Below are 18140 nucleotides of genomic sequence, written 5' to 3'. Positions count from 1 at the left end.
ATCCTTCAGCCCGCCGCCAAGCCCAACCGAGTCCGCCCTGCCTGACGCTGTTCCAGCTGCATGCAGCGCTCCAGGAACAGGTACATGCAGTCATAGCTCTTGCACACCGCCCGCCTCAGCTCGGCGCGCAACAGCGGGGTGGGATTCTCCCCGACCAGCGTGCAAATGATCTCCAGCGCCTCCCACGGATGCGCATCGTCATACTGGGCATGCATCTTCAGCCACTTCATGGCGCGCTTGCGGGTCTCTTCAGGGAAGCCCTGGGCATAGGTATCGCCCGCACACACCACCGCCGACCACTCCCCGGTCGCACCCTCGATGGCATAGTTGGTCGCCGCCATGGCAATGGCCAGCGACTCGGTGGCGCACACCCGCCAGCACCAATCGTTCAGGCCATTGAGCTCAGGCGGCACGTCCTGCGCCTGCAGATCACCCAGGGTGACGCCATGGGCGTGGCACCAGTGCACCCAGTAATCAGCATGGTTGAGCTCAACGCGGATATTGCGCATCAACCAACGCCGCGCCATGTCTTCGCCGGGATGGCGGGCGAAGCGGGTCTTGGTCAGGTTGTGCGCCATGTACAAGGAGAATTGCTCGACCACCGACCAGCCGCCAATCAGGTACTGGCGAATGGTCGCCGGCCTGAGTTGGCCATCGCGCAGGCGCTGATAGAATTCGTGCTCGACCACCCGCCGCTTGCTTTCACGGCAGTCTTCGATCATTTGTTGCGCCCACTGCGGGTAACTGGCGGGATCCATCAATGGCCCGATCCGAACGAATGTATCAATCACTGTCAGCTCCTTGATTCCTTGTGATTTTTCGAACGACCTTCAGCGAAACGTTCCTGGTGCCCTTTGCAGCAGTGGCCTTGCAGCAATCCGCTGGCGTTGCAGGCTGTCGCAGGTGAATACCTGCGGCCGCTCGATCAAGTAGCCCTGGGCGTAGTCCACGCCGATTTCCTGCAGGGCCTGCTCGATCAATGGAGTCTCGACAAACTCGGCAATCGTCCGTTTACCCATGACGTGGCCGATGTGGTTGATCACCTCCACCATAGCGCGATTGATCGGATCGTCCAGCATATCTTTTACGAAACTTCCGTCGATCTTCAGGAAGTCGACGGGTAAATGCTTCAAATAAGCGAATGACGACATTCCGGCGCAGAAGTCATCCAAGGAGAACCGGCAGCCCAATCCCTTCAATTCGTTGATGAAGCGAATCGCGCTACCCAGATTGGCAATCGCGCTGGTTTCGGTAATTTCGAAGCAAATCAGCCGCGGCGGGATGTCGAACTCGCCGAACAGCCGCTGCAAATATTCAAGGAATTTGTCATCGCCAATGCTCGAACCGGACAGGTTGATCGCGCACATGGCCAGCGGCCCGCCGCGGTCCTCGTCCAAGCACTGGCGAATGATCTGGAACACATTGCGCACCACCCAGCGATCCAGCGCGGTCATCAGCCCATAACGCTCGGCCGCCGGAATGAAGCTGTCCGGCATCACCGTGCGTCCGCTCTCGTCGTGCAACCTGAGCAGAATCTCGATATGCCCCGGCCCTTCCTGGTAGCTCAAAGGCGCGATTTCCTGGGCATACAGGCAGAAGCGGTTTTCTTCCAAGGCAACGTGCAGGCGCTGGATCCAGGCCATTTCGCCAAAGCGCATAGACAACTCGCTGTCATCGGCGTGATAGACCTGCACCCGGTTGCGCCCCTTCTCCTTGGCCATGTAGCAAGCCATGTCGGCGGCCCGTAGCGAAGCTTCCAAGGTGCTCGGCGCCTGGGCCATGTGCACCAGGCCAATACTCACGGTGGTAATGAACGGGCGGCCTTTCCAGACAAAATGCAGGCTCTGGACCAGCTGGCGCAGATGCTCGGCGATGCGCTCGGCCTGCTCCGCCGGGCAGTTTTCCAGCAACACACCAAACTCGTCGCCCCCCAGGCGCGCCAGGGTATCGCCCTCGCGCAAACCCGACTGCAACACGGCGCAGATGTGCCGCAGGAGCTCATCGCCAGCAGCATGGCCGCAGGTGTCGTTGACCAGCTTGAACTGATCCAGATCGAGGAACATCAGCGAATGCCGCCCAGCCTGGCGCGCCAGGCTATTGAGCGCTTGTTCCAGGCGGTATTCGAATTCGCGGCGGTTGGCCAGACCGGTCAGGGCGTCGTGGGTCGCCTGCCAGGACAGGTTGGCGATGTATTGGCGCTCCTGGGTCATGTCGTGCAGCACCAGCACGATGCCGCTGACTTTGCCAGCGCTGACGATCGACGAGCCGACCAGGTTGATCGACACGGTGCTGCCATCCAGGCGCTGGATCAAACGGGCGTGTTCGGCACCGCCTTTGAGGCTGCCGCTGAGCACTTGCTCGACCAGACTGCGGGCGTCGTCAACGCTGTGTTCATCGACCAGGCTGAACAAGGCTGTCAACGGCAGGCCATGGGCCGGCTCGGCCTGCCAGTGGGTCAACTGCTCGGCGGCCGGGTTCATGAAGACGATATTGCCTTCGACATCGGCCGTGATCACCGCATCGCCAATCGACTCCAAGGTGATCTGCGCCCGTTCGCGCTCGGCCTGCAAGGCACTGGCGAAAGCCTGGCGCTGGGCCAGCAGTTTGCTTGAGCGGCGCCAAGCCATGGTGATGAGAAACAACGCGGTGAGCAGGTTGGTGATCAGCAGGACCTTGAGCAGCACCCGCGAGCCTTCACCCAGGGCATCACTGAAGGCCTTGGCCGCTGGCGTCACGCCCTCGTTGATATTGACGATGCGCGCCTTCCAGGCACTTATCTGCTCAGGATCTGGCTGACCACTGGCGAACCCTGTACGCATCTCATTGGCGAGGATATCCAGTTGGCGCAAGTAGTCATCGCCGATATCCCAATAGGAAATGGCCGTTTCCATGTAGCTGATGTGACGAAAGTTGCGATAGAACCAGATGATCCGGGTGACGTCATCAGGGTGATTGCCGCCCTGCAGGATGCCCGCCCGCGCAGCATCGAGGTCAGGATTAAGCTGGTCGAGCGCCAGGCGCAGCTCGTGGTCGCCCTGCGGCACGGCAATGGCCTGGCGATAGCGTTGGAAAATGCGTTCGCTTGGGCTTTCGGCGTACAGGTTCAGGTAATAGATGGCGTCTTTCTGCGCCTTGGACCAGAGGCTCTCCCCTGCCACATAGGCGCGTACCGCCGAAAGCGTGTAGAGGCTGAGGCTGCCCAGCAAGACCTGGAAAATGACAACCGCGACAAAGGGCCAGATGATGCCCAATAGCTTTGGCGCTTCTAGAGTACGAATTCCCTTCATGGATTCCCTGTCACTGCGGCAGATAAGGCACGAATCAACCCAGACAAGCACTAGCGTAGGCCATTTGCCATCTGCGTGGAGGGATTTTAGTAACGCCATAAAAGAGATTTGTAGCGTCTAGTCGGGCCTCATCGCGACAAGTCACCGCGGTGCGATGAGGCCAAACTAACCACAGAAAAACTCAGGTCTGCTGCAAATGCCCGTACAACTTGGCATACAACCCACCCTCGGCAATCAGTTGCTGATGATCGCCATCCTCGGCCACATGCCCGCCATCGAATACCAATACCCGATCGGCTTGTTTCACCGCAGAGAGGCGGTGAGCGATGATCAGCGTGGTGCGGCCACTGAGGAAGCGCGCCAACGCCTGGTGCAAGTTGTACTCGGTTGCGGCATCCAGCGCCGAGGTCGCTTCGTCGAGGATCACCACCTTAGGTTCGGCCAAGACCATCCGGGCAATCGCCAGACGCTGGCGCTGACCTCCCGACAAGCGCACGCCTGAACGCCCTACCACGCTGTCCAGCCCTTGCGGCAAGGCGGCGATGGTGGTGTCGAGCTGGGCAATGCGCAGCGCCTGCCAGCAGGCCTCATCACTGCATTCGCGGCCCATGGTCAGGTTGGCGCGCACCGTGTCGTTGAACAGCGAAGGATGCTGCAGCACGACTGCGACGTTCTCCCGCAGGGTCTCCAGACCGATCTCCTGCAAGCTCGCGCCGCCAAAGCGGATGGTGCCGGCTTGCGCGGTATACAGGCCCAACAGCAACTGCACCAGGGTGCTCTTGCCGCCGCCGCTGGCACCGACGATGGCGACCTTCTCGCCGGGGGCAATGGATAAGTCCAGATGCTCCAGCACCGGCTCGTCGGCATAGGCAAAGCGCAGGTCGCGCACCTCGATTGCCACGGTTTCGCGGCCGCTGAACGGGTCAGTGGCAGCCGGGTACTGCGGCTCGTCATCGCGCGCCAGCAGTTCGTTGAGCCGGCTCAGCGCGCCGCCTGCGGCATAGTAGGCGTACTGCAGGTTGAGCAACTGCTCGACCGGGCCAATCATGAACCACAGGTAGCTGAACACGGCCAGCATCTGCCCGATCGACAGGTCCGAGAACAGCACCGTGAGCATCGCCGCGGCGCGGAAGATGTCGATACCGAACTGGAACAACAAGCCGCTGGCCCGCCCGCTGGCGTCGCTTTTCCATTGCGAGGCCACCGCGTAGTCGCGCACTTCCCGGGCGCGCAGGCCAAGGCGCCCGAGGAAATAGCCCTGGCGGTTGCCAGCGCGGATTTCCTGGATGGCATCGAGGGTTTCGGTCAGCGCCTGGGTAAAGCGTGCGGTGCTGTCGTTTTCCAGCTTCTTCAGGTGCTTGACCCGCTTGCCCAGCTGCACAGTGAAGTAGATCACCAGCGGGTTGAACAGCAGAATCAGCAAGGCCAGCTGCCAGTGCATCCAGATCAGGATCGCTGCTGTACCGGTCAAGGTCAGCACCGCTACCAGGAAGCGACTGAGGGTCTCGCCGACGAACTTGTCCAGGGTATCCAGGTCGGTGACCAGATGGGTGGTCACGGTGCCGCTACCCAGGCTTTCGTATTCCTTGAGCGAGATCCGTTTGAGCCGCTCGATCAGGCGAATGCGCAGGCGGTAGACGATGTCCTTGGCCAAGCCGGCAAACAGCTTGGCCTGCACCACGTTGAACGCCAGCGCCGCCAGGCGCAGGCACAACGTAGCCACCAGCATCAGGCCGATGTAACCAGCCGCTACCTGCCAGTTGGTCGGCAACAGGTTGTTCATCCACTTGAGCGCGGCGTCACCGTTACCCAGCAGCACCTCGTCGACCAACAGCGGCAGCAGCAAAGGGATCGGCACGCTGCACAAGGCTGCGAGCACCGCCACCAGGTTGGCGCTCCACAAGGCTTTGCGGTGATGCAGGGCCAGGCGGCGGATTTCCGCCCAGCTCAGTCGATCGGCCACAGTGTGAGATTTCCCCGGCACAGGGTCGGGCGACCCTGGCAGATCAAGCACAAGCGGCCTGCTGCAGCCAGCGGCCGAGCAAGGGTTGCAAGCGCTCCAGCGGCTGGTAGCCGTTGGTCAGCAGTGCCAGCTGACCATTGCGCTCGGCCAGCAGGGTCGGGAAGCCAGCAATGCCCAGGTCCTGCACCCAACTGAAGTCGGCAGCGGTAGCGGCGCGGGTTTCGCTGCTGACCAGGCTGGCAGAGAACTGTTCGCGGTCAAAGCCGGCCTGTTCGGCCAGCTCGAGCAACTGCGGGGCACGGGTGACGTCCAGGCCGTGCTCGTAAAAGCCGCGCTGCATCAGCGCCAGCAGGCCCCAAGCCCGCTCGGCATCGAGCTCGCGCCCAGCGACCAGGGCACGGCAGGCAGGCTCGGTGTCGTAGACAAAGCCGTCAGGCATCGCCCCGTCGAAGCGAAACGCCTGGCCCGTCGCTTCGGCCACGGCCTGCCAGTGCTCAAGGATATAGCGACGGGTCGAGGCATCCAGCGCGCTGCTGCCAGTGCGCAAACCGCCGGCTACCAGGCGGGTTGGCACGCCGGCGTCTTGCGCCTGGGCGATCAGGGCCTGCGCCACTGGCGCAAAGCCCCAGCACCAGGAGCACATCGGGTCCATCACATACAGCAGGCGTGCAGACATGCATCAAGCCTCGGCTTTGTAGTTGTAGCCGATCGGGTGGGGCAGATTGCGCGCCTTGGCCAGTTCGATCTGTTTCTGCCGGTCGATGGCGCTGCGTCGGGTCTTCTCGCTGAGGCTGTCCCAGCAATGCGGGCAGCTGACACCCGGCGAGTAGTGTTCGGACGCACGGTCTTCCACGTTGATCGGATGACGGCAAGCGTGGCACTGGTCGTACTCGCCCTCGGTCAGGTCATGACGCACCGTGACCCGGTTGTCGAAGACAAAGCAGTCGCCGTCCCACAGGCTTTGTTCCTGAGGCACTTCCTCGAAGTACTTCAGCACGCCACCTTTAAGATGATAGACCTCCTCGAAGCCTTCACCGAGCATATAGCTGGAGGCTTTTTCGCAGCGGATGCCACCGGTGCAGAACATCGCCACCTTCTTGTGCTTGCTGGGGTCGAAGTTGGCCTTGATGTAGTCGGGGAACTCGCGGAAGGTCTCGGTCTTCGGGTCGATCGCGCCCTTGAAGGTGCCGATGGCCACTTCGTAGTCGTTGCGGGTGTCGATCAGCAGCACTTCGGGGTCGCTGATCAGCGCGTTCCAGTCTTTGGGCTCGACGTAGGTGCCAACCTTGTGGTTGGGGTCCACGCCCGGCACGCCGAGGGTGACGATCTCTTTTTTCAGCTTGACCTTGGTGCGGTAGAACGGCTGCTCGTCGCAGTAGGATTCTTTGTGGTCAACGTCGATCAGGCGCGGATCGTTGCGCAGCCAGGCGAGCAGGCCGTCGATGCCTTCGCGGGTGCTCGACACGGTGCCGTTGATGCCTTCTAGGGCCAGCAGCAAGGTGCCTTTGACGCCGTTGTCCAGCATGGCCTTGAGCAGCGGCTCGCGCAGCTCGACGTAGTCTTCCAGGGTGACGAACTTGTACAGCGCCGCCACGACGATAGCTTGGGACATGAACACTTTTCTCCAGGTGGTCACCCTCGTAAGGGGCGGACCGGAATGACAATTTGACGATGCATCATAAATGCACGTGGGAGCGGGCTTGCCCGGCGATAGCGTCGATTGGCGCTATTGCCGGGCAAGCCCGCTCCCACGGGTGATGCGCAGTTTACCAGAATGACCGCAAGGATTCAGTGACCGCCGCCCGCGCAGACCGGCGAGGCTGGCGCAGCGCCAACCTGGGCCCACTCTTCAGGGGTGTAGGTATGAATCGCCAGGGCATGAATCTGGCCCATCAAGTCGCCCATGGTCGCGTAGACCTTCTGGTGGCGCTTGACGCTGTTGAGGCCGGCGAACTGCTCGCTGACCAGCACCGCCTTGTAGTGGCTTTCCTGGCCGCGGCTGTGCATGTGGCTCTCGTTGAACACCTCAAGGTGCTGGGTGCCCAACGGCGCCAGTTGCTGCTCGATGCGTTGCTGCATGCTCATCGGGTGTTACTCACTTTTTCGCGGGAGCCGCTTTGCCAGCGTTGGGGTCGAGCTCCTTGGTCATATCTTCGAGCAGCTTGTTGACCACAGGCACCGCAGGCTCGAGGCTCTGCTGGGTCAGCTGGGCCGACTGCTGGGTGACCTTCGGCATTTCGCGCAGGACTTTCTTGCCCAGCGGCGACTCGTAGAACTTGACCAGGTCCTTGAGCTCGCTTTCGGTGAAGGTCGCGGTGTACAGGCTGACCATCTTCGGCTGCAGCTTTTTCCAACCGATGGCGTTGTCCAGGGCGGCGTTGGCCTTGGCTTGGTAGCTGTCGAGCACGGACTTCTTGGACGCCGGCGCCTTGGTCTGCTCGAAGCGCTGGGCAAACATCTGCTGGACCTGCATGTACACCGGAGTGCCCAACTTGTCAGCGTTGGCCAGGGTCAGGAATTTCTCGGCGGCTTGGTTGTGAGCAGGGGTGGCGGCGAGTACCTGGCCGCTGGCACAGGCCAGCGCGACGGCGGCACAGAGGACACGGAGACGGGTCATTGCAAATCCTTCAAGAGAGGGAGGCGGATACCTCAGAGTAGAGCATTCTGCGCCGCGCTGGGCGCTGTACTCAAGTGGCACGACGAGCGATTGAACCGCTCTTTCGAATCAGGGCCTAAACTGCGGATTCAGACGACAAAGGAGTGAACGCAGCATGAGCCGTATCGAGACAGACAGCCTGGGTCAGGTCGAAGTTCCTGAGGACGCTTACTGGGGCGCACAGACCCAGCGTTCGCTGATCAACTTCGCCATCGGTAAAGAGCGCATGCCGCTTGCCGTGTTGCACGCCCTGGCGCTGATCAAGAAAGCCGCGGCGCGGGTCAACGACCGCAATGGCGACCTGCCGGCCGACATCGCCCGGCTGATCGAGCAAGCCGCTGACGAAGTGCTCGCTGGCGAGCATGACGAGCAGTTTCCGCTGGTCGTCTGGCAGACCGGCAGCGGCACCCAGAGCAACATGAACGTCAACGAAGTGATCGCCGGGCGCGGCAACGAACTGGCCGGCAAGGGCCGCGGCGGCAAAGTGCCGGTGCACCCAAACGATCACGTCAACCGCTCGCAGAGTTCCAACGACTGCTTCCCTACCGCGATGAACATCGCCGCGGCGCAGGCTGTGCACGACAAGCTGCTGCCGGCGATTGCCGAATTGTCCGCAGGGCTGGCCGAGCTCGCGGCGCGCCACATCAATCTGGTCAAGACCGGCCGCACGCACATGATGGACGCCACGCCGATCACCTTTGGCCAGGAGGTATCGGCCTTCGTCGCCCAGCTCGACTACGCCCAGCGCGCCATCCGCGCCACCTTGCCGGCGGTATGCGAGCTGGCCCAGGGCGGCACGGCGGTGGGCACCGGCCTGAACGCCCCGCACGGTTTTGCCGAGGCGGTGGCAGCTGAACTGGCGGCGCTGTCCGGCCTGCCGTTCGTCACGGCGCCGAACAAGTTTGCCGCCCTTGCCGGCCACGAGCCGCTGACCAGCCTGGCTGGCGCGCTGAAGACCTTGGCGGTGGCCTTGATGAAGATCGCCAACGACCTGCGCCTGCTCGGCTCTGGGCCACGTGCCGGGCTTGCCGAAGTACGCTTGCCGGCCAATGAGCCGGGCAGTTCGATCATGCCCGGCAAGGTCAACCCAACCCAATGCGAGGCGTTGTCGATGCTCGCCTGCCAGGTGCTGGGCAACGACGCGGCGATTGGCTTTGCCGCCAGCCAAGGGCATCTGCAGTTGAACGTGTTCAAGCCGGTGATCATTCATAACCTGTTGCAATCGATCGAGTTGCTGGCCGATGGCTGTCGCAACTTCCAGCAGCACTGCGTGGCCGGGATCGAGCCGGATGCCGAGCAGATGGCGGCGCATCTGGAGCGCGGGTTGATGCTGGTGACAGCGCTCAATCCGCATATTGGCTATGACAGGGCGGCAGAGATCGCCAAGAAGGCTTATAGCGAGGGCAAGACCTTGCGTGAGGCGGCCTTGGAGTTGAAGTACCTGAGCAACGAGCAGTTCGATGAGTGGGTGCGGCCGGAAAACATGCTGGCGCCGGGGGCCAAGGGCTAAAGAGCTGTATTGCCTGTACTGGCGCTATCGCGGGACAAGCCCGCTCCCACGGGGATCACACAAAATTCGTGGGAGCGGGCTTGCCCCGCGATAGGGCCGGCGAGGCAATCAATGCACCTGAGCCAAACGCGCCCGCCGTGCCCGCCAGCCGGCCACCAACGACGGCCCCAGGGCGACCATCGCCGACCCCGCCACCACCGTCACCGCCCCTACATAACCCAGGGCATTGATGTCCTCGGCATGCACGTAGTCCGGCCACAGCCACGCCGCCAGCGCCACGGCAACGAAGGTCACCAACGGCGTCAAGGCCAAGGTCGCACTCACCCGCGAGGCCTCCCAATGGGCCAACGCCTCGGCAAACGCGCCGTAGGCCACCAGGGTGTTCAGGCAGCAGGCCAACAACAGCCAACCCTGCAGCGGACTCAACTGCAGCGCCTCCAGCGGATGAACCCAGGGCATCAGCAAGCCGGCGCAGCCCAGGTAGATCACCATCATCACCTGCTGCGAGTTCCACACAGTGAGCAACTGCTTCTGGCTCAGGGCATAAAACACCCAGATGCTGGTCGCTAGCAAAATGGTTAATACACCTGTGGTGTAGGCACCCAGCGAGGTCAGCAGTTCTTCCAGGCGCTGATTGAAGAACAAGCCAAAGCCCATCAGCAGCACCAGCAAACCCAAGCCCTGCCCCAGGCTGAATCGCTCTTTGAAGACGAACACGCTGGCCACCAGCAGCAGCACCGGGCCAAGTTGCACCACCAGTTGCGCGGTGCCGGGGCTGAGCAGCTTCAGCCCGATCAGGTACAGCACGTAGTTCCCCAACAGGCCGCAGATGGCCACGCCCACCAAGCCCAGACGCTTGCGGCCAAGGCCTGCAAAGGTTGGCAGCCGTCGATTGGCCGCTAGCCAGGCGAACAGCAGGCCGCCTGAGACCAGCAGGCGATACCAGGTGACGGTCACCGGATCCATGACCTGCAGGACTTGCTTGAGCTTGATCGGCAAGATGCCCCAGAGCAGCGCGGTCAATAGTGCCAAAAGCAGGCCATGGACCCAGCGTCCGGAAGTGATATGCATAGCGTCCTCGTTCAAGCCCTTGGTTCGGGTCTGTGGATTCTAAGGGCTTGGACTGCGTGGCTGGGGGAAAGTGGCGGGAAAAGAATTCATCAGGTCATTCCCACAGGGCATGGCTCCTCGTGCCGGCCTCATCGCGGGGCAAGCCCGCTCCCACGCGATGTCACGTTGCCGAGGTCGTCAGCGTGGGAGCGGGCTTGCCCCGCGATGAGGCCAGCGCTGAAACCATCACTTCTTGTCCTTGGCGAACGCTGCCTCCAACGCCTCATTAATGGTACGCAGCACCTTGACCCGCGCCCAGCGCTTGTCATTGGCCTCGACCAGCGTCCACGGCGCGATCTCGGTACTGGTGCGGTCAACCATATCGCCCACCGCCTCGGTATAGGCATCCCACTTGTCGCGGTTGCGCCAGTCTTCCTCGGTGATCTTGTAGCGCTTGAACGGGATCTGCTCGCGCTCTTGGAAGCGCTCCAACTGGGTCTGCTGATCGATCGCCAGCCAGAACTTGACCACCACCACGCCGGCGTTGCTCAACTGCTCTTCGAAGTCGTTGATTTCGCTATAGGCGCGCATCCAGTCAGCTGGGCTGCAGAAGCCCTCGACCCGCTCGACCAATACCCGCCCATACCAGGAGCGATCGAAGATAGTGAACTTGCCCCGCGCCGGAACATGCCGCCAGAACCGCCACAGATACGGCTGGGCGCGCTCTTCCTCGGTCGGCGCGGCAATCGGCACGATGCGGTACTGGCGCGGGTCGAGCGCCGCCGCTACCCGGCGAATCGCCCCACCCTTGCCCGCCGCGTCGTTACCTTCGAACACCGCCACCAACGCATGCCGACGCATGTGCTTGTCACGCAACAGCCCGGCCAGGCGTGCTTGTTCGGTGACCAACTGTTCCTGGTAGTCCTTCTTGTCCAGGCGCTGGGTCATGTCCAGCGCGCCGATCAGGTTGAGGTTGTCGATACTGCGCCCAAGCGGTGCGACGTTGCTCTTGTGCTTGGCCTTGGGGTCGATTGCCAGCGCCGCTTGCAGGCTTTCGAGCAAGATGCGCCCCACGGCCAGGCTACGGTAGTGAGGGTCGGAGCCTTCGATCACATGCCAGGGAGCAAAGTCGCGGCTGGTGCGGCGCAGCACCCGCTCGCCGAAGCGCACGAAGCGGTCGTAGGTTTCTGACTGCTGCCAGTCCAGCGGGCTGATCCGCCAGCTGTGCAGCGGGTCGTCGCGCAGGGCCTTGAGGCGCGCTTTCATCTGTTTCTTGGAGAGGTGGAACCAGAACTTGATGATCAGAGCGCCTTCATCGCAAAGCATCTGCTCCAGCCGCTCGGCGCCAGCGATGGCCTGGTCGAGCACGGCATCCTTGAACTGGCCATGCACCCGGCCCTGGATCATCTGGCTGTACCAGTTGCCGAAGAACACCCCCATCCGCCCCTTGGGCGGCAATGCGCGCCAATAGCGCCAGGCCGGCGGCCGGGCCAGTTCCTCGTCGGTCTGCTGATCGAAGGTCAGCACATCGATCAGGCGCGGGTCCATCCACTCGTTGAGCAGCTTGACCGTCTCGCCCTTGCCGGCGCCCTCAATGCCGTTGATCAGTACGATCACCGGAAAGCGCGACTGCTGCTTGAGTTCGTACTGAGCCTCGAGCAGTGCCTCGCGCAGGGCGGGCACTTCGGCTTCAAAGGTCTCCTTGTCGATGCTGTGACCGATTTCCGCAGATTCGAACATGGCTTTGCCTGGCTCCTTCAATGGAATGACAAGACTAGCGGAAACGCAGCTACAAGTTGCAAGCGACAAGCTGCAAGAAAAACCGAACCGTGCCACCATCTGCTTTTTCTTGCAGCTTGTCGCTTGCAACTTGAAGCTGAATTCGACCATGCCCGACACCCACCTCCCCCGCCATGCCCAGATCGATTGGGACGACCAGGGCCGCCCGCATTCGCGGCACTACGACGACGTGTACTTCTCGATCAACGAGGGCGTCAACGAGACCCAGTACGTGTTCATCGAAGGCAATCGTCTGCGCGAGCGCTTCGCGGCATTGGCCGCGCACAGCTGCATGGTCATCGGCGAAACCGGTTTTGGCACCGGTATGAACTTCTTCTGCGCCTGGCAGCTGTTCGCCGAGCAGGCTCCTGCCCAGGCGCGGCTGCACTTCGTCAGCGTCGAGAAGTACCCGCTGAGCTACGACGATCTGAGCCGCGCCGTGCAGTTATGGCCGGATCTGGCGCCTTACTGGCAGCCGCTACTGGAGCAGTACATAGCCGTGCACCAGGGCTTCCAGCAGTTCAGTTTCGATGGCGGCCGGGTCACCCTGACGCTGATGATCGGTGATGTACTGGAACAACTGCCGCAACTCGATGCGCGGATCGACGCCTGGTTCCTCGACGGTTTCGCGCCGGCGAAAAACCCCGACATGTGGACCCCAGCGCTGTTTGCCCAGCTTGCGCGCCTATCGCACTCGGCCACCACCCTAGGCACCTTCACCACCACCGGCTGGGTTCGCCGTGGGTTGATCGAAGCCGGGTTCAGCATGAAAAAGGTGCCAGGGCTGGGTAAGAAGTGGGAGGTGATGCATGGCCAGTTCACTGGCCAAGCCAGTACGAAGGTAGCGCCCTGGTACGCCCGCCCACCTGCACTCGAAGGGCCACGCCGGGCCCTGGTGATTGGCGCCGGCCTGGCCGGTAGCGCCACGGCCGCCAGCCTTGCCGCGCGTGGCTGGCAGGTCAATGTGCTGGAGCGCCATCAAGCCCCGGCGCAGGAAGCCTCGGGCAATCCCCAAGGTGTCCTATACCTGAAGTTGTCGGCCCATGGCACTGCTCTGTCGCAGATGATCCTGGCGGGTTTCGGCTACACCCGTCGCTGGCTCGAGCGGTTGCAGCGCGGCCAGGACTGGGATGGCTGTGGCGTGCTGCAACTGGCCTTCGATGCTAAAGAGGCCGAACGCCAGGCCAAGCTGGCAGCGGCCTTCGACAGCAGCCTGCTGCACTCGCTCGATCGGGCTCAGGCTGAGGCCGTCGCCGGTGTGCAATTGGCCAGCGGCGGCTTGTTCTATCCCGAGGGTGGCTGGGTTCATCCACCCGCGCTGTGCACTGCGCAACTGCAGCATCCGCTGATTCAGTTGCTGACGCACCAGAACGTTATCGAACTGCGCAAGGCCGATGGGCTTTGGCACGCCTGGGACGGCGAACAGCTACTGGCCAGCGCGCCACTGGTGGTGCTGGCGGGCGCGGCAGATGTGCGCCGCTTTGCCCCCTGCGCCGACCTGCCACTCAAGCGTATCCGCGGGCAGATCACCCGTTTGCCGGCCACCGCGAGTAGCCGTGAGCTGGGCACCGTGGTCTGTGCAGAAGGGTATGTGGCACCGGTGCGCGGGGATGAGCACACCCTGGGCGCCAGCTTTGATTTTCATAATGAAGACCTGACGCCGAGCACTGCCGAACACCAGGGCAACTTGACGTTGCTCGATGAGATTTCCACTGACCTGGCGCAGCGGCTGGGCACGGCCGGGATGGATCCGGCAGCGCTGCAAGGGCGGGCGGCGTTCAGGTGTACCAGCCCGGATTATTTGCCGATTGTCGGGCCGCTGGCCGATGCGCAGGCGTTCGCGCAAGCGTATGCCATGCTGCGCAAGGATGCGCGGCAGCTGCCGGCGGTGGAGTGTCCTTGGCTGGATGGGTTGTATGTGAACAGTGGGCATGGCTCGCGGGGGTTGATCACAGCGCCCTTGAGCGGCGAGATGATTGCTGCTTGGGTCTGTGGCGAGCCGTTGCCGGTGCCTCGGGCGGTGGCCGAAGCCTGTCATCCGAATCGGTTTGGCTTGCGCGCTTTGATTCGCGGCAAGGCATGAATTTTTCGGGCAGCTGCGCAGCAAAGCGGCCCCAATACCGGCCACCCATATAACAGATTGATCTAAAACTCTCACAAACCGCACAGGTCAGTTCCTAAGTGCCCTACTTTTGGGCACCCCTCCCCAACGGCAAAACCGGTAAGGACTTATGTGCGGATTAGCAGGAGAGTTACGCTTCACCCCGATCAACCAAGCCCCGCGCCCGGCGGACCTCGCCGCGGTCGAGCGCATCACCCATCATCTGGCGCCGCGTGGCCCGGATGCCTGGGGCTTCCATAGCCAGGGCCCGATCGCCCTCGGCCACCGCCGGCTGAAGATCATGGACCTGTCCGATGGCTCGGCCCAACCGATGGTCGACAACAACCTCGGCCTGTCGCTGGCGTTCAACGGCGCCATCTACAACTTCCCCGAGCTGCGTCAGGAACTGCAAGCGCTGGGCTACACCTTCTGGTCCGACGGCGACACCGAGGTGCTGCTCAAGGGCTATCACGCCTGGGGCGCAGCCTTGTTGCCCAAGCTCAACGGCATGTTCGCCCTGGCCATCTGGGAGCGCGACAACCAGCGCCTGTTCCTCGCCCGCGACCGCCTCGGCGTCAAGCCGCTGTACCTGTCGCGCAATGGCGAGCGCCTGCGCTTCGCCTCGACCTTGCCGGCACTGCTCAAGGGCGGCGATATCGACCCGATGATCGACCCGGTCGCACTCAACCACTACCTTAATTTCCACGCCGTGGTTCCCGCGCCGCGCACCCTGCTGGCCAACGTGCAAAAGCTCGAACCCGGCACCTGGATGCGCATCGACCGGCACGGCGAAGTCGAGCGCCAGACCTGGTGGCAGCTGCAATACGGGCCTAACCCGGACGAGCACAAGCTCGACCTCGAAGACTGGACCACCCGCGTACTCGACGCCACCCGCGACGCCGTGGCGATCCGCCAACGGGCAGCGGTCGACGTGGGCGTGCTGCTCTCTGGCGGGGTCGATTCGAGCTTGCTGGTCGGCCTGCTGCGCGAAGTCGGCGTTGACGACCTGTCGACCTTCTCCATCGGTTTTCAGGATGCCGGCGGCGAACGCGGCGATGAGTTCCAATACTCCGACCTGATCGCCCGTCACTACGGCACCCGCCATCACCAGCTGCGCATCGATGAGCGCGAGATCATCGAGCAGTTGCCGGCCGCGTTCCGCGCCATGAGCGAGCCGATGGTCAGCCACGATTGCATCGCCTTCTATCTGCTCTCGCGCGAGGTAGCCAAGCACTGCAAGGGCGTGCAAAGCGGCCAGGGCGCGGATGAGCTGTTCGCCGGCTATCACTGGTACCCGCAGGTCGATGGCGCCGAAGATCCCTACACAGCCTACCGTGAGGCGTTCTTCGACCGCAGCCACGCCGAGTACCGCGACACGGTACAAGCGCCGTGGCTGCTGGAGACCGATGCCGCAGGCGAGTTCGTCCGCGAGCACTTCGCCCGCCCCGGCGCTCCCGATGCGGTAGACAAAGCGCTGCGTCTGGACAGCACGGTGATGCTGGTCGACGACCCGGTCAAACGCGTCGACAACATGACCATGGCCTGGGGCCTGGAGGCGCGTACGCCATTCCTCGACTACCGCCTGGCCGAGCTGTCGGCGCGCATTCCAGCACGCTTCAAGCTGCCCGATGGCGGCAAGCAGGTGCTCAAGTCGGCGGCGCGCCGGGTCATCCCTCATGAGGTGATCGACCGCAAGAAGGGCTACTTCCCGGTCCCGGGCCTCAAGCACCTGGAAGGCGCGACCCTCGATTGGGTACGCCAGCTGCTGACCGACCCAAGCCAGGACCGTGGCCTGTTCAACCCGGCGATGATCGACAAGCTGCTGAGCAATCCGCACGGCCAGCTCACGCCCCTGCGCGGCTCCAAGCTGTGGCAGCTGGCGGCCCTGAACCTGTGGCTCAGCGAACAAGGAATCTGATCGATGAAAGCCCACGAAATCGCCTATGGCCAGCGCCTGCTGCGCGGCCAGGCGCCCTCCTACGAGCGCCTGCAAGCGCGTCTGGCCGGTGACGGCAGCGAGCCCCACAACCAGCCGCGCGCGGTGCACTGCGGCTGGGGTCGATTGCTGATCGGGCATACCTACCCAGACCCCAGCGATCTGGCCGAAGCGCTGCTTGAAGAGGCCCCTGGCGAGCGTGATATCGCCCTCTACGTGGCGGCGCCACAGCAGGTGCTGGCGCATGCGCCGCAGCAGCTGTTTCTCGATCCGTCCGACACCCTGCGCCTGTGGTTCACCGACTACCGCCCGGCGCAGCGGGTTTTTCGCGGTTTTCGTATCCGTCGGGCGCAGACCGAAGCCGACTGGCAGGCGATCAACAGTCTGTACCAGACCCGCGCCATGCTGCCGGTCAACGCCGAACTGCTCACCCCGCGCCATCAGGGCGGCCCGGTCTACTGGCTGGCCGAAGACGAAGACACCGGGGCAGTGATCGGCAGCGTCATGGGCCTGAATCACAGCAAGGCGTTCGATGACCCGGAGCACGGCTGTAGCCTGTGGTGCCTGGCGGTCGATCCGCATTGCAGCCGCCCCGGTGTTGGCGAAGTGCTGGTGCGGCATTTGATCGAGCACTTCATGAGCCGAGAGCTGGCCTACCTCGATCTGTCGGTCATGCACGACAATCGCCAGGCCAAGCGCCTGTACAAGAAGCTTGGCTTTCGCAACCTGCCAACCTTTGCGGTCAAGCGCAAAAATGGCATCAACCAGCCGCTGTTCCTTGGCCCCGGCCCCGAGGCTGGGCTCAACCCGTATGCGCGAATCATCGTCGACGAGGCCTTTCGTCGCGGCATCGAGGTGCAGGTCGACGACGCCGCTGCCGGCCTGTTCACCCTCAGCCTTGGCGGGCGCCGGGTGCGCTGCCGGGAATCGCTCAGCGACTTGACCAGCGCCGTGAGCATGACCCTCTGCCAGGACAAGCGCCTGACCCAGCACGCCCTGCACAATGCCGGGCTGCACGTGCCGGTGCAGCAACTGGCGGGCAATGCCGACGACAACCTGGCGTTTCTCGAAGAGCATGGCGCGGTGGTGGTCAAGCCGGTGGATGGCGAACAAGGCCAAGGCGTGGCGGTCAACCTGACCACGCTGGAAGAGATCAACCAGGCGGTCGAACAGGCGCGGCGGTTCGACAGCCGGGTGCTGCTGGAAAGCTACCACCCAGGTTTCGACCTGCGCATCGTGGTGATTGGCCATGAAGTGGTCGCCGCCGCGATTCGCCATCCGGCCCAGGTGATCGGCGATGGCAAGCACAGCGTCAAGGCGCTGATCGAGGCGCAGAGCCGTCGTCGCCAAGCCGCCACCGGGGGTGAAAGCCGTATCCCGCTGGACGAGGAAACCGAGCGCACGGTGCGCGCTGCCGGCCTGCAATACAGCGATATCCTGCCTGCCGGTCAGCGCCTGGCGGTGCGCCGCGCGGCCAACCTGCACACCGGTGGCACCCTGGAAGATGTCACCGAGCGTCTGCACCCGATCCTGGCCGATGCCGCCGTGCGTGCGGCGCGGGCGCTGGATATCCCGGTAGTGGGCCTGGACCTGATGGTGCGTGACGCCGAGCAGCCTGACTACGTGATTATCGAGGCCAATGAGCGGGTCGGGCTGGCCAACCATGAGCCGCAACCGACCGCTGAACGATTTGTCGACCTGCTGTTTCCCCATAGCCGGTCGCCTGCCTGAATGATGGTGTCCTGGTGGGCCTCATCGCGGGGCAAGCCCGCTCCCACGCTGTGCCCTCTTTTGAGGTAAAGCACTCAACGTGGGAGCGGGCTTGCCCCGCGATGAGGCCCACAAGGACAACCACCCA

Annotated in this window: 13 protein-coding genes; 4 read left to right on the top strand and 9 right to left on the bottom strand. The window is 63.2% G+C overall.

Features of this window, described 5'->3' with window-relative positions; translation table 11 throughout:
* Window positions 1-5 precede the first annotated feature (5 nt).
* The 7 genes from ACI2JX_RS00720 to ACI2JX_RS00690 all read right to left on the bottom strand — a co-directional run bounded on the left by ACI2JX_RS00720 (window position 6) and on the right by ACI2JX_RS00690 (window position 7867).
* Window positions 6-791, bottom strand: coding sequence for a TenA family transcriptional regulator (locus tag ACI2JX_RS00720; RefSeq protein WP_404689138.1), 786 nt, complete (start codon window positions 789-791; stop codon window positions 6-8).
* A gap of 39 nt (window positions 792-830) precedes the next feature.
* Window positions 831-3287 (bottom strand): EAL domain-containing protein, encoded by a 2457-nt coding sequence (locus tag ACI2JX_RS00715; protein WP_404689137.1) that lies wholly within the window; start codon window positions 3285-3287, stop codon window positions 831-833.
* Between the two features lie 181 nt (window positions 3288-3468).
* On the bottom strand, window positions 3469-5301 hold the full coding sequence (locus ACI2JX_RS00710) for an ABC transporter ATP-binding protein (RefSeq protein ID WP_368973445.1): 1833 nt from the start codon (window positions 5299-5301) through the stop codon (window positions 3469-3471).
* Entirely contained in the window at window positions 5294-5926 is a 633-nt protein-coding gene (locus ACI2JX_RS00705) for a DsbA family protein (protein WP_264235164.1), read from the bottom strand. Before ACI2JX_RS00705 ends, ACI2JX_RS00710 begins: the two co-directional genes overlap by 8 nt.
* A gap of 3 nt (window positions 5927-5929) precedes the next feature.
* Complete coding sequence (locus ACI2JX_RS00700) at window positions 5930-6862, bottom strand: rhodanese-related sulfurtransferase (protein WP_186554745.1); 933 nt, start codon at window positions 6860-6862, stop codon at window positions 5930-5932.
* A 176-nt stretch (window positions 6863-7038) separates the two neighbouring features.
* Complete coding sequence (locus ACI2JX_RS00695; RefSeq protein WP_186554744.1) at window positions 7039-7335, bottom strand: BolA family transcriptional regulator; 297 nt, start codon at window positions 7333-7335, stop codon at window positions 7039-7041.
* 10 nt (window positions 7336-7345) lie between these two features.
* Window positions 7346-7867 (bottom strand): DUF2059 domain-containing protein, encoded by a 522-nt coding sequence (locus ACI2JX_RS00690; protein ID WP_264235162.1) that lies wholly within the window; start codon window positions 7865-7867, stop codon window positions 7346-7348.
* A 154-nt stretch (window positions 7868-8021) separates the two neighbouring features.
* Here ACI2JX_RS00690 and ACI2JX_RS00685 point away from each other — a divergent pair, with 154 nt between their 5' ends.
* Entirely contained in the window at window positions 8022-9416 is a 1395-nt protein-coding gene (locus ACI2JX_RS00685; protein WP_264235161.1) for a class II fumarate hydratase, read from the top strand.
* A 108-nt stretch (window positions 9417-9524) separates the two neighbouring features.
* On the opposite strand, the gene ACI2JX_RS00680 is transcribed toward ACI2JX_RS00685, so the two are convergent.
* Together ACI2JX_RS00680 and pap are read right to left on the bottom strand one after the other, a co-directional pair.
* Entirely contained in the window at window positions 9525-10487 is a 963-nt protein-coding gene (locus ACI2JX_RS00680) for a DMT family transporter (protein WP_264235159.1), read from the bottom strand.
* 225 nt (window positions 10488-10712) lie between these two features.
* Window positions 10713-12206, bottom strand: coding sequence for a polyphosphate:AMP phosphotransferase (gene pap / locus ACI2JX_RS00675; protein ID WP_404689136.1), 1494 nt, complete (start codon window positions 12204-12206; stop codon window positions 10713-10715).
* A gap of 148 nt (window positions 12207-12354) precedes the next feature.
* Between pap and mnmC the strand changes: the two genes are divergently transcribed.
* From mnmC to ngg, 3 genes are all read left to right on the top strand, one after another.
* Window positions 12355-14328 carry a bifunctional tRNA (5-methylaminomethyl-2-thiouridine)(34)-methyltransferase MnmD/FAD-dependent 5-carboxymethylaminomethyl-2-thiouridine(34) oxidoreductase MnmC gene (gene mnmC / locus ACI2JX_RS00670; RefSeq protein ID WP_404689135.1) on the top strand — a complete coding sequence of 658 codons (1974 nt, stop codon included), beginning with the start codon at window positions 12355-12357 and terminating at the stop codon, window positions 14326-14328.
* A gap of 148 nt (window positions 14329-14476) precedes the next feature.
* Window positions 14477-16264, top strand: a complete 1788-nt coding sequence (locus tag ACI2JX_RS00665; RefSeq protein ID WP_264235156.1) for an N-acetylglutaminylglutamine amidotransferase — start codon at window positions 14477-14479, stop codon at window positions 16262-16264.
* 3 nt (window positions 16265-16267) lie between these two features.
* A complete protein-coding gene (ngg, locus tag ACI2JX_RS00660; protein ID WP_404689134.1) occupies window positions 16268-18013 on the top strand; it encodes an N-acetylglutaminylglutamine synthetase in 1746 nt (581 codons plus the stop codon).
* The last annotated feature ends 127 nt before the right edge of the window (window positions 18014-18140 follow it).

It is taken from the genome of Pseudomonas sp. NPDC088890, from assembly GCF_044900155.1.
Classification (GTDB): domain Bacteria; phylum Pseudomonadota; class Gammaproteobacteria; order Pseudomonadales; family Pseudomonadaceae; genus Aquipseudomonas; species Aquipseudomonas urmiensis.
The sequence above is the reverse complement of the archived record's forward strand: the minus strand, read 5'-3'. Positions and strand labels throughout refer to the sequence as shown.

Coding starts and splice junctions, on each gene's coding strand:
- ACI2JX_RS00715 (WP_404689137.1), bottom strand. CDS start 3,287: ATGAAGGGAATTCGTACTCTAGAAGCGCCAAAGCTATTGGGCATCATC.
- ACI2JX_RS00705 (WP_264235164.1), bottom strand. CDS start 5,926: ATGTCTGCACGCCTGCTGTATGTGATGGACCCGATGTGCTCCTGGTGC.
- ACI2JX_RS00700 (WP_186554745.1), bottom strand. CDS start 6,862: ATGTCCCAAGCTATCGTCGTGGCGGCGCTGTACAAGTTCGTCACCCTG.
- ACI2JX_RS00695 (WP_186554744.1), bottom strand. CDS start 7,335: ATGAGCATGCAGCAACGCATCGAGCAGCAACTGGCGCCGTTGGGCACC.
- ACI2JX_RS00690 (WP_264235162.1), bottom strand. CDS start 7,867: ATGACCCGTCTCCGTGTCCTCTGTGCCGCCGTCGCGCTGGCCTGTGCC.
- ACI2JX_RS00685 (WP_264235161.1), top strand. CDS start 8,022: ATGAGCCGTATCGAGACAGACAGCCTGGGTCAGGTCGAAGTTCCTGAG.
- ACI2JX_RS00680 (WP_264235159.1), bottom strand. CDS start 10,487: ATGCATATCACTTCCGGACGCTGGGTCCATGGCCTGCTTTTGGCACTA.
- pap (WP_404689136.1), bottom strand. CDS start 12,206: ATGTTCGAATCTGCGGAAATCGGTCACAGCATCGACAAGGAGACCTTT.
- mnmC (WP_404689135.1), top strand. CDS start 12,355: ATGCCCGACACCCACCTCCCCCGCCATGCCCAGATCGATTGGGACGAC.
- ACI2JX_RS00665 (WP_264235156.1), top strand. CDS start 14,477: ATGTGCGGATTAGCAGGAGAGTTACGCTTCACCCCGATCAACCAAGCC.
- ngg (WP_404689134.1), top strand. CDS start 16,268: ATGAAAGCCCACGAAATCGCCTATGGCCAGCGCCTGCTGCGCGGCCAG.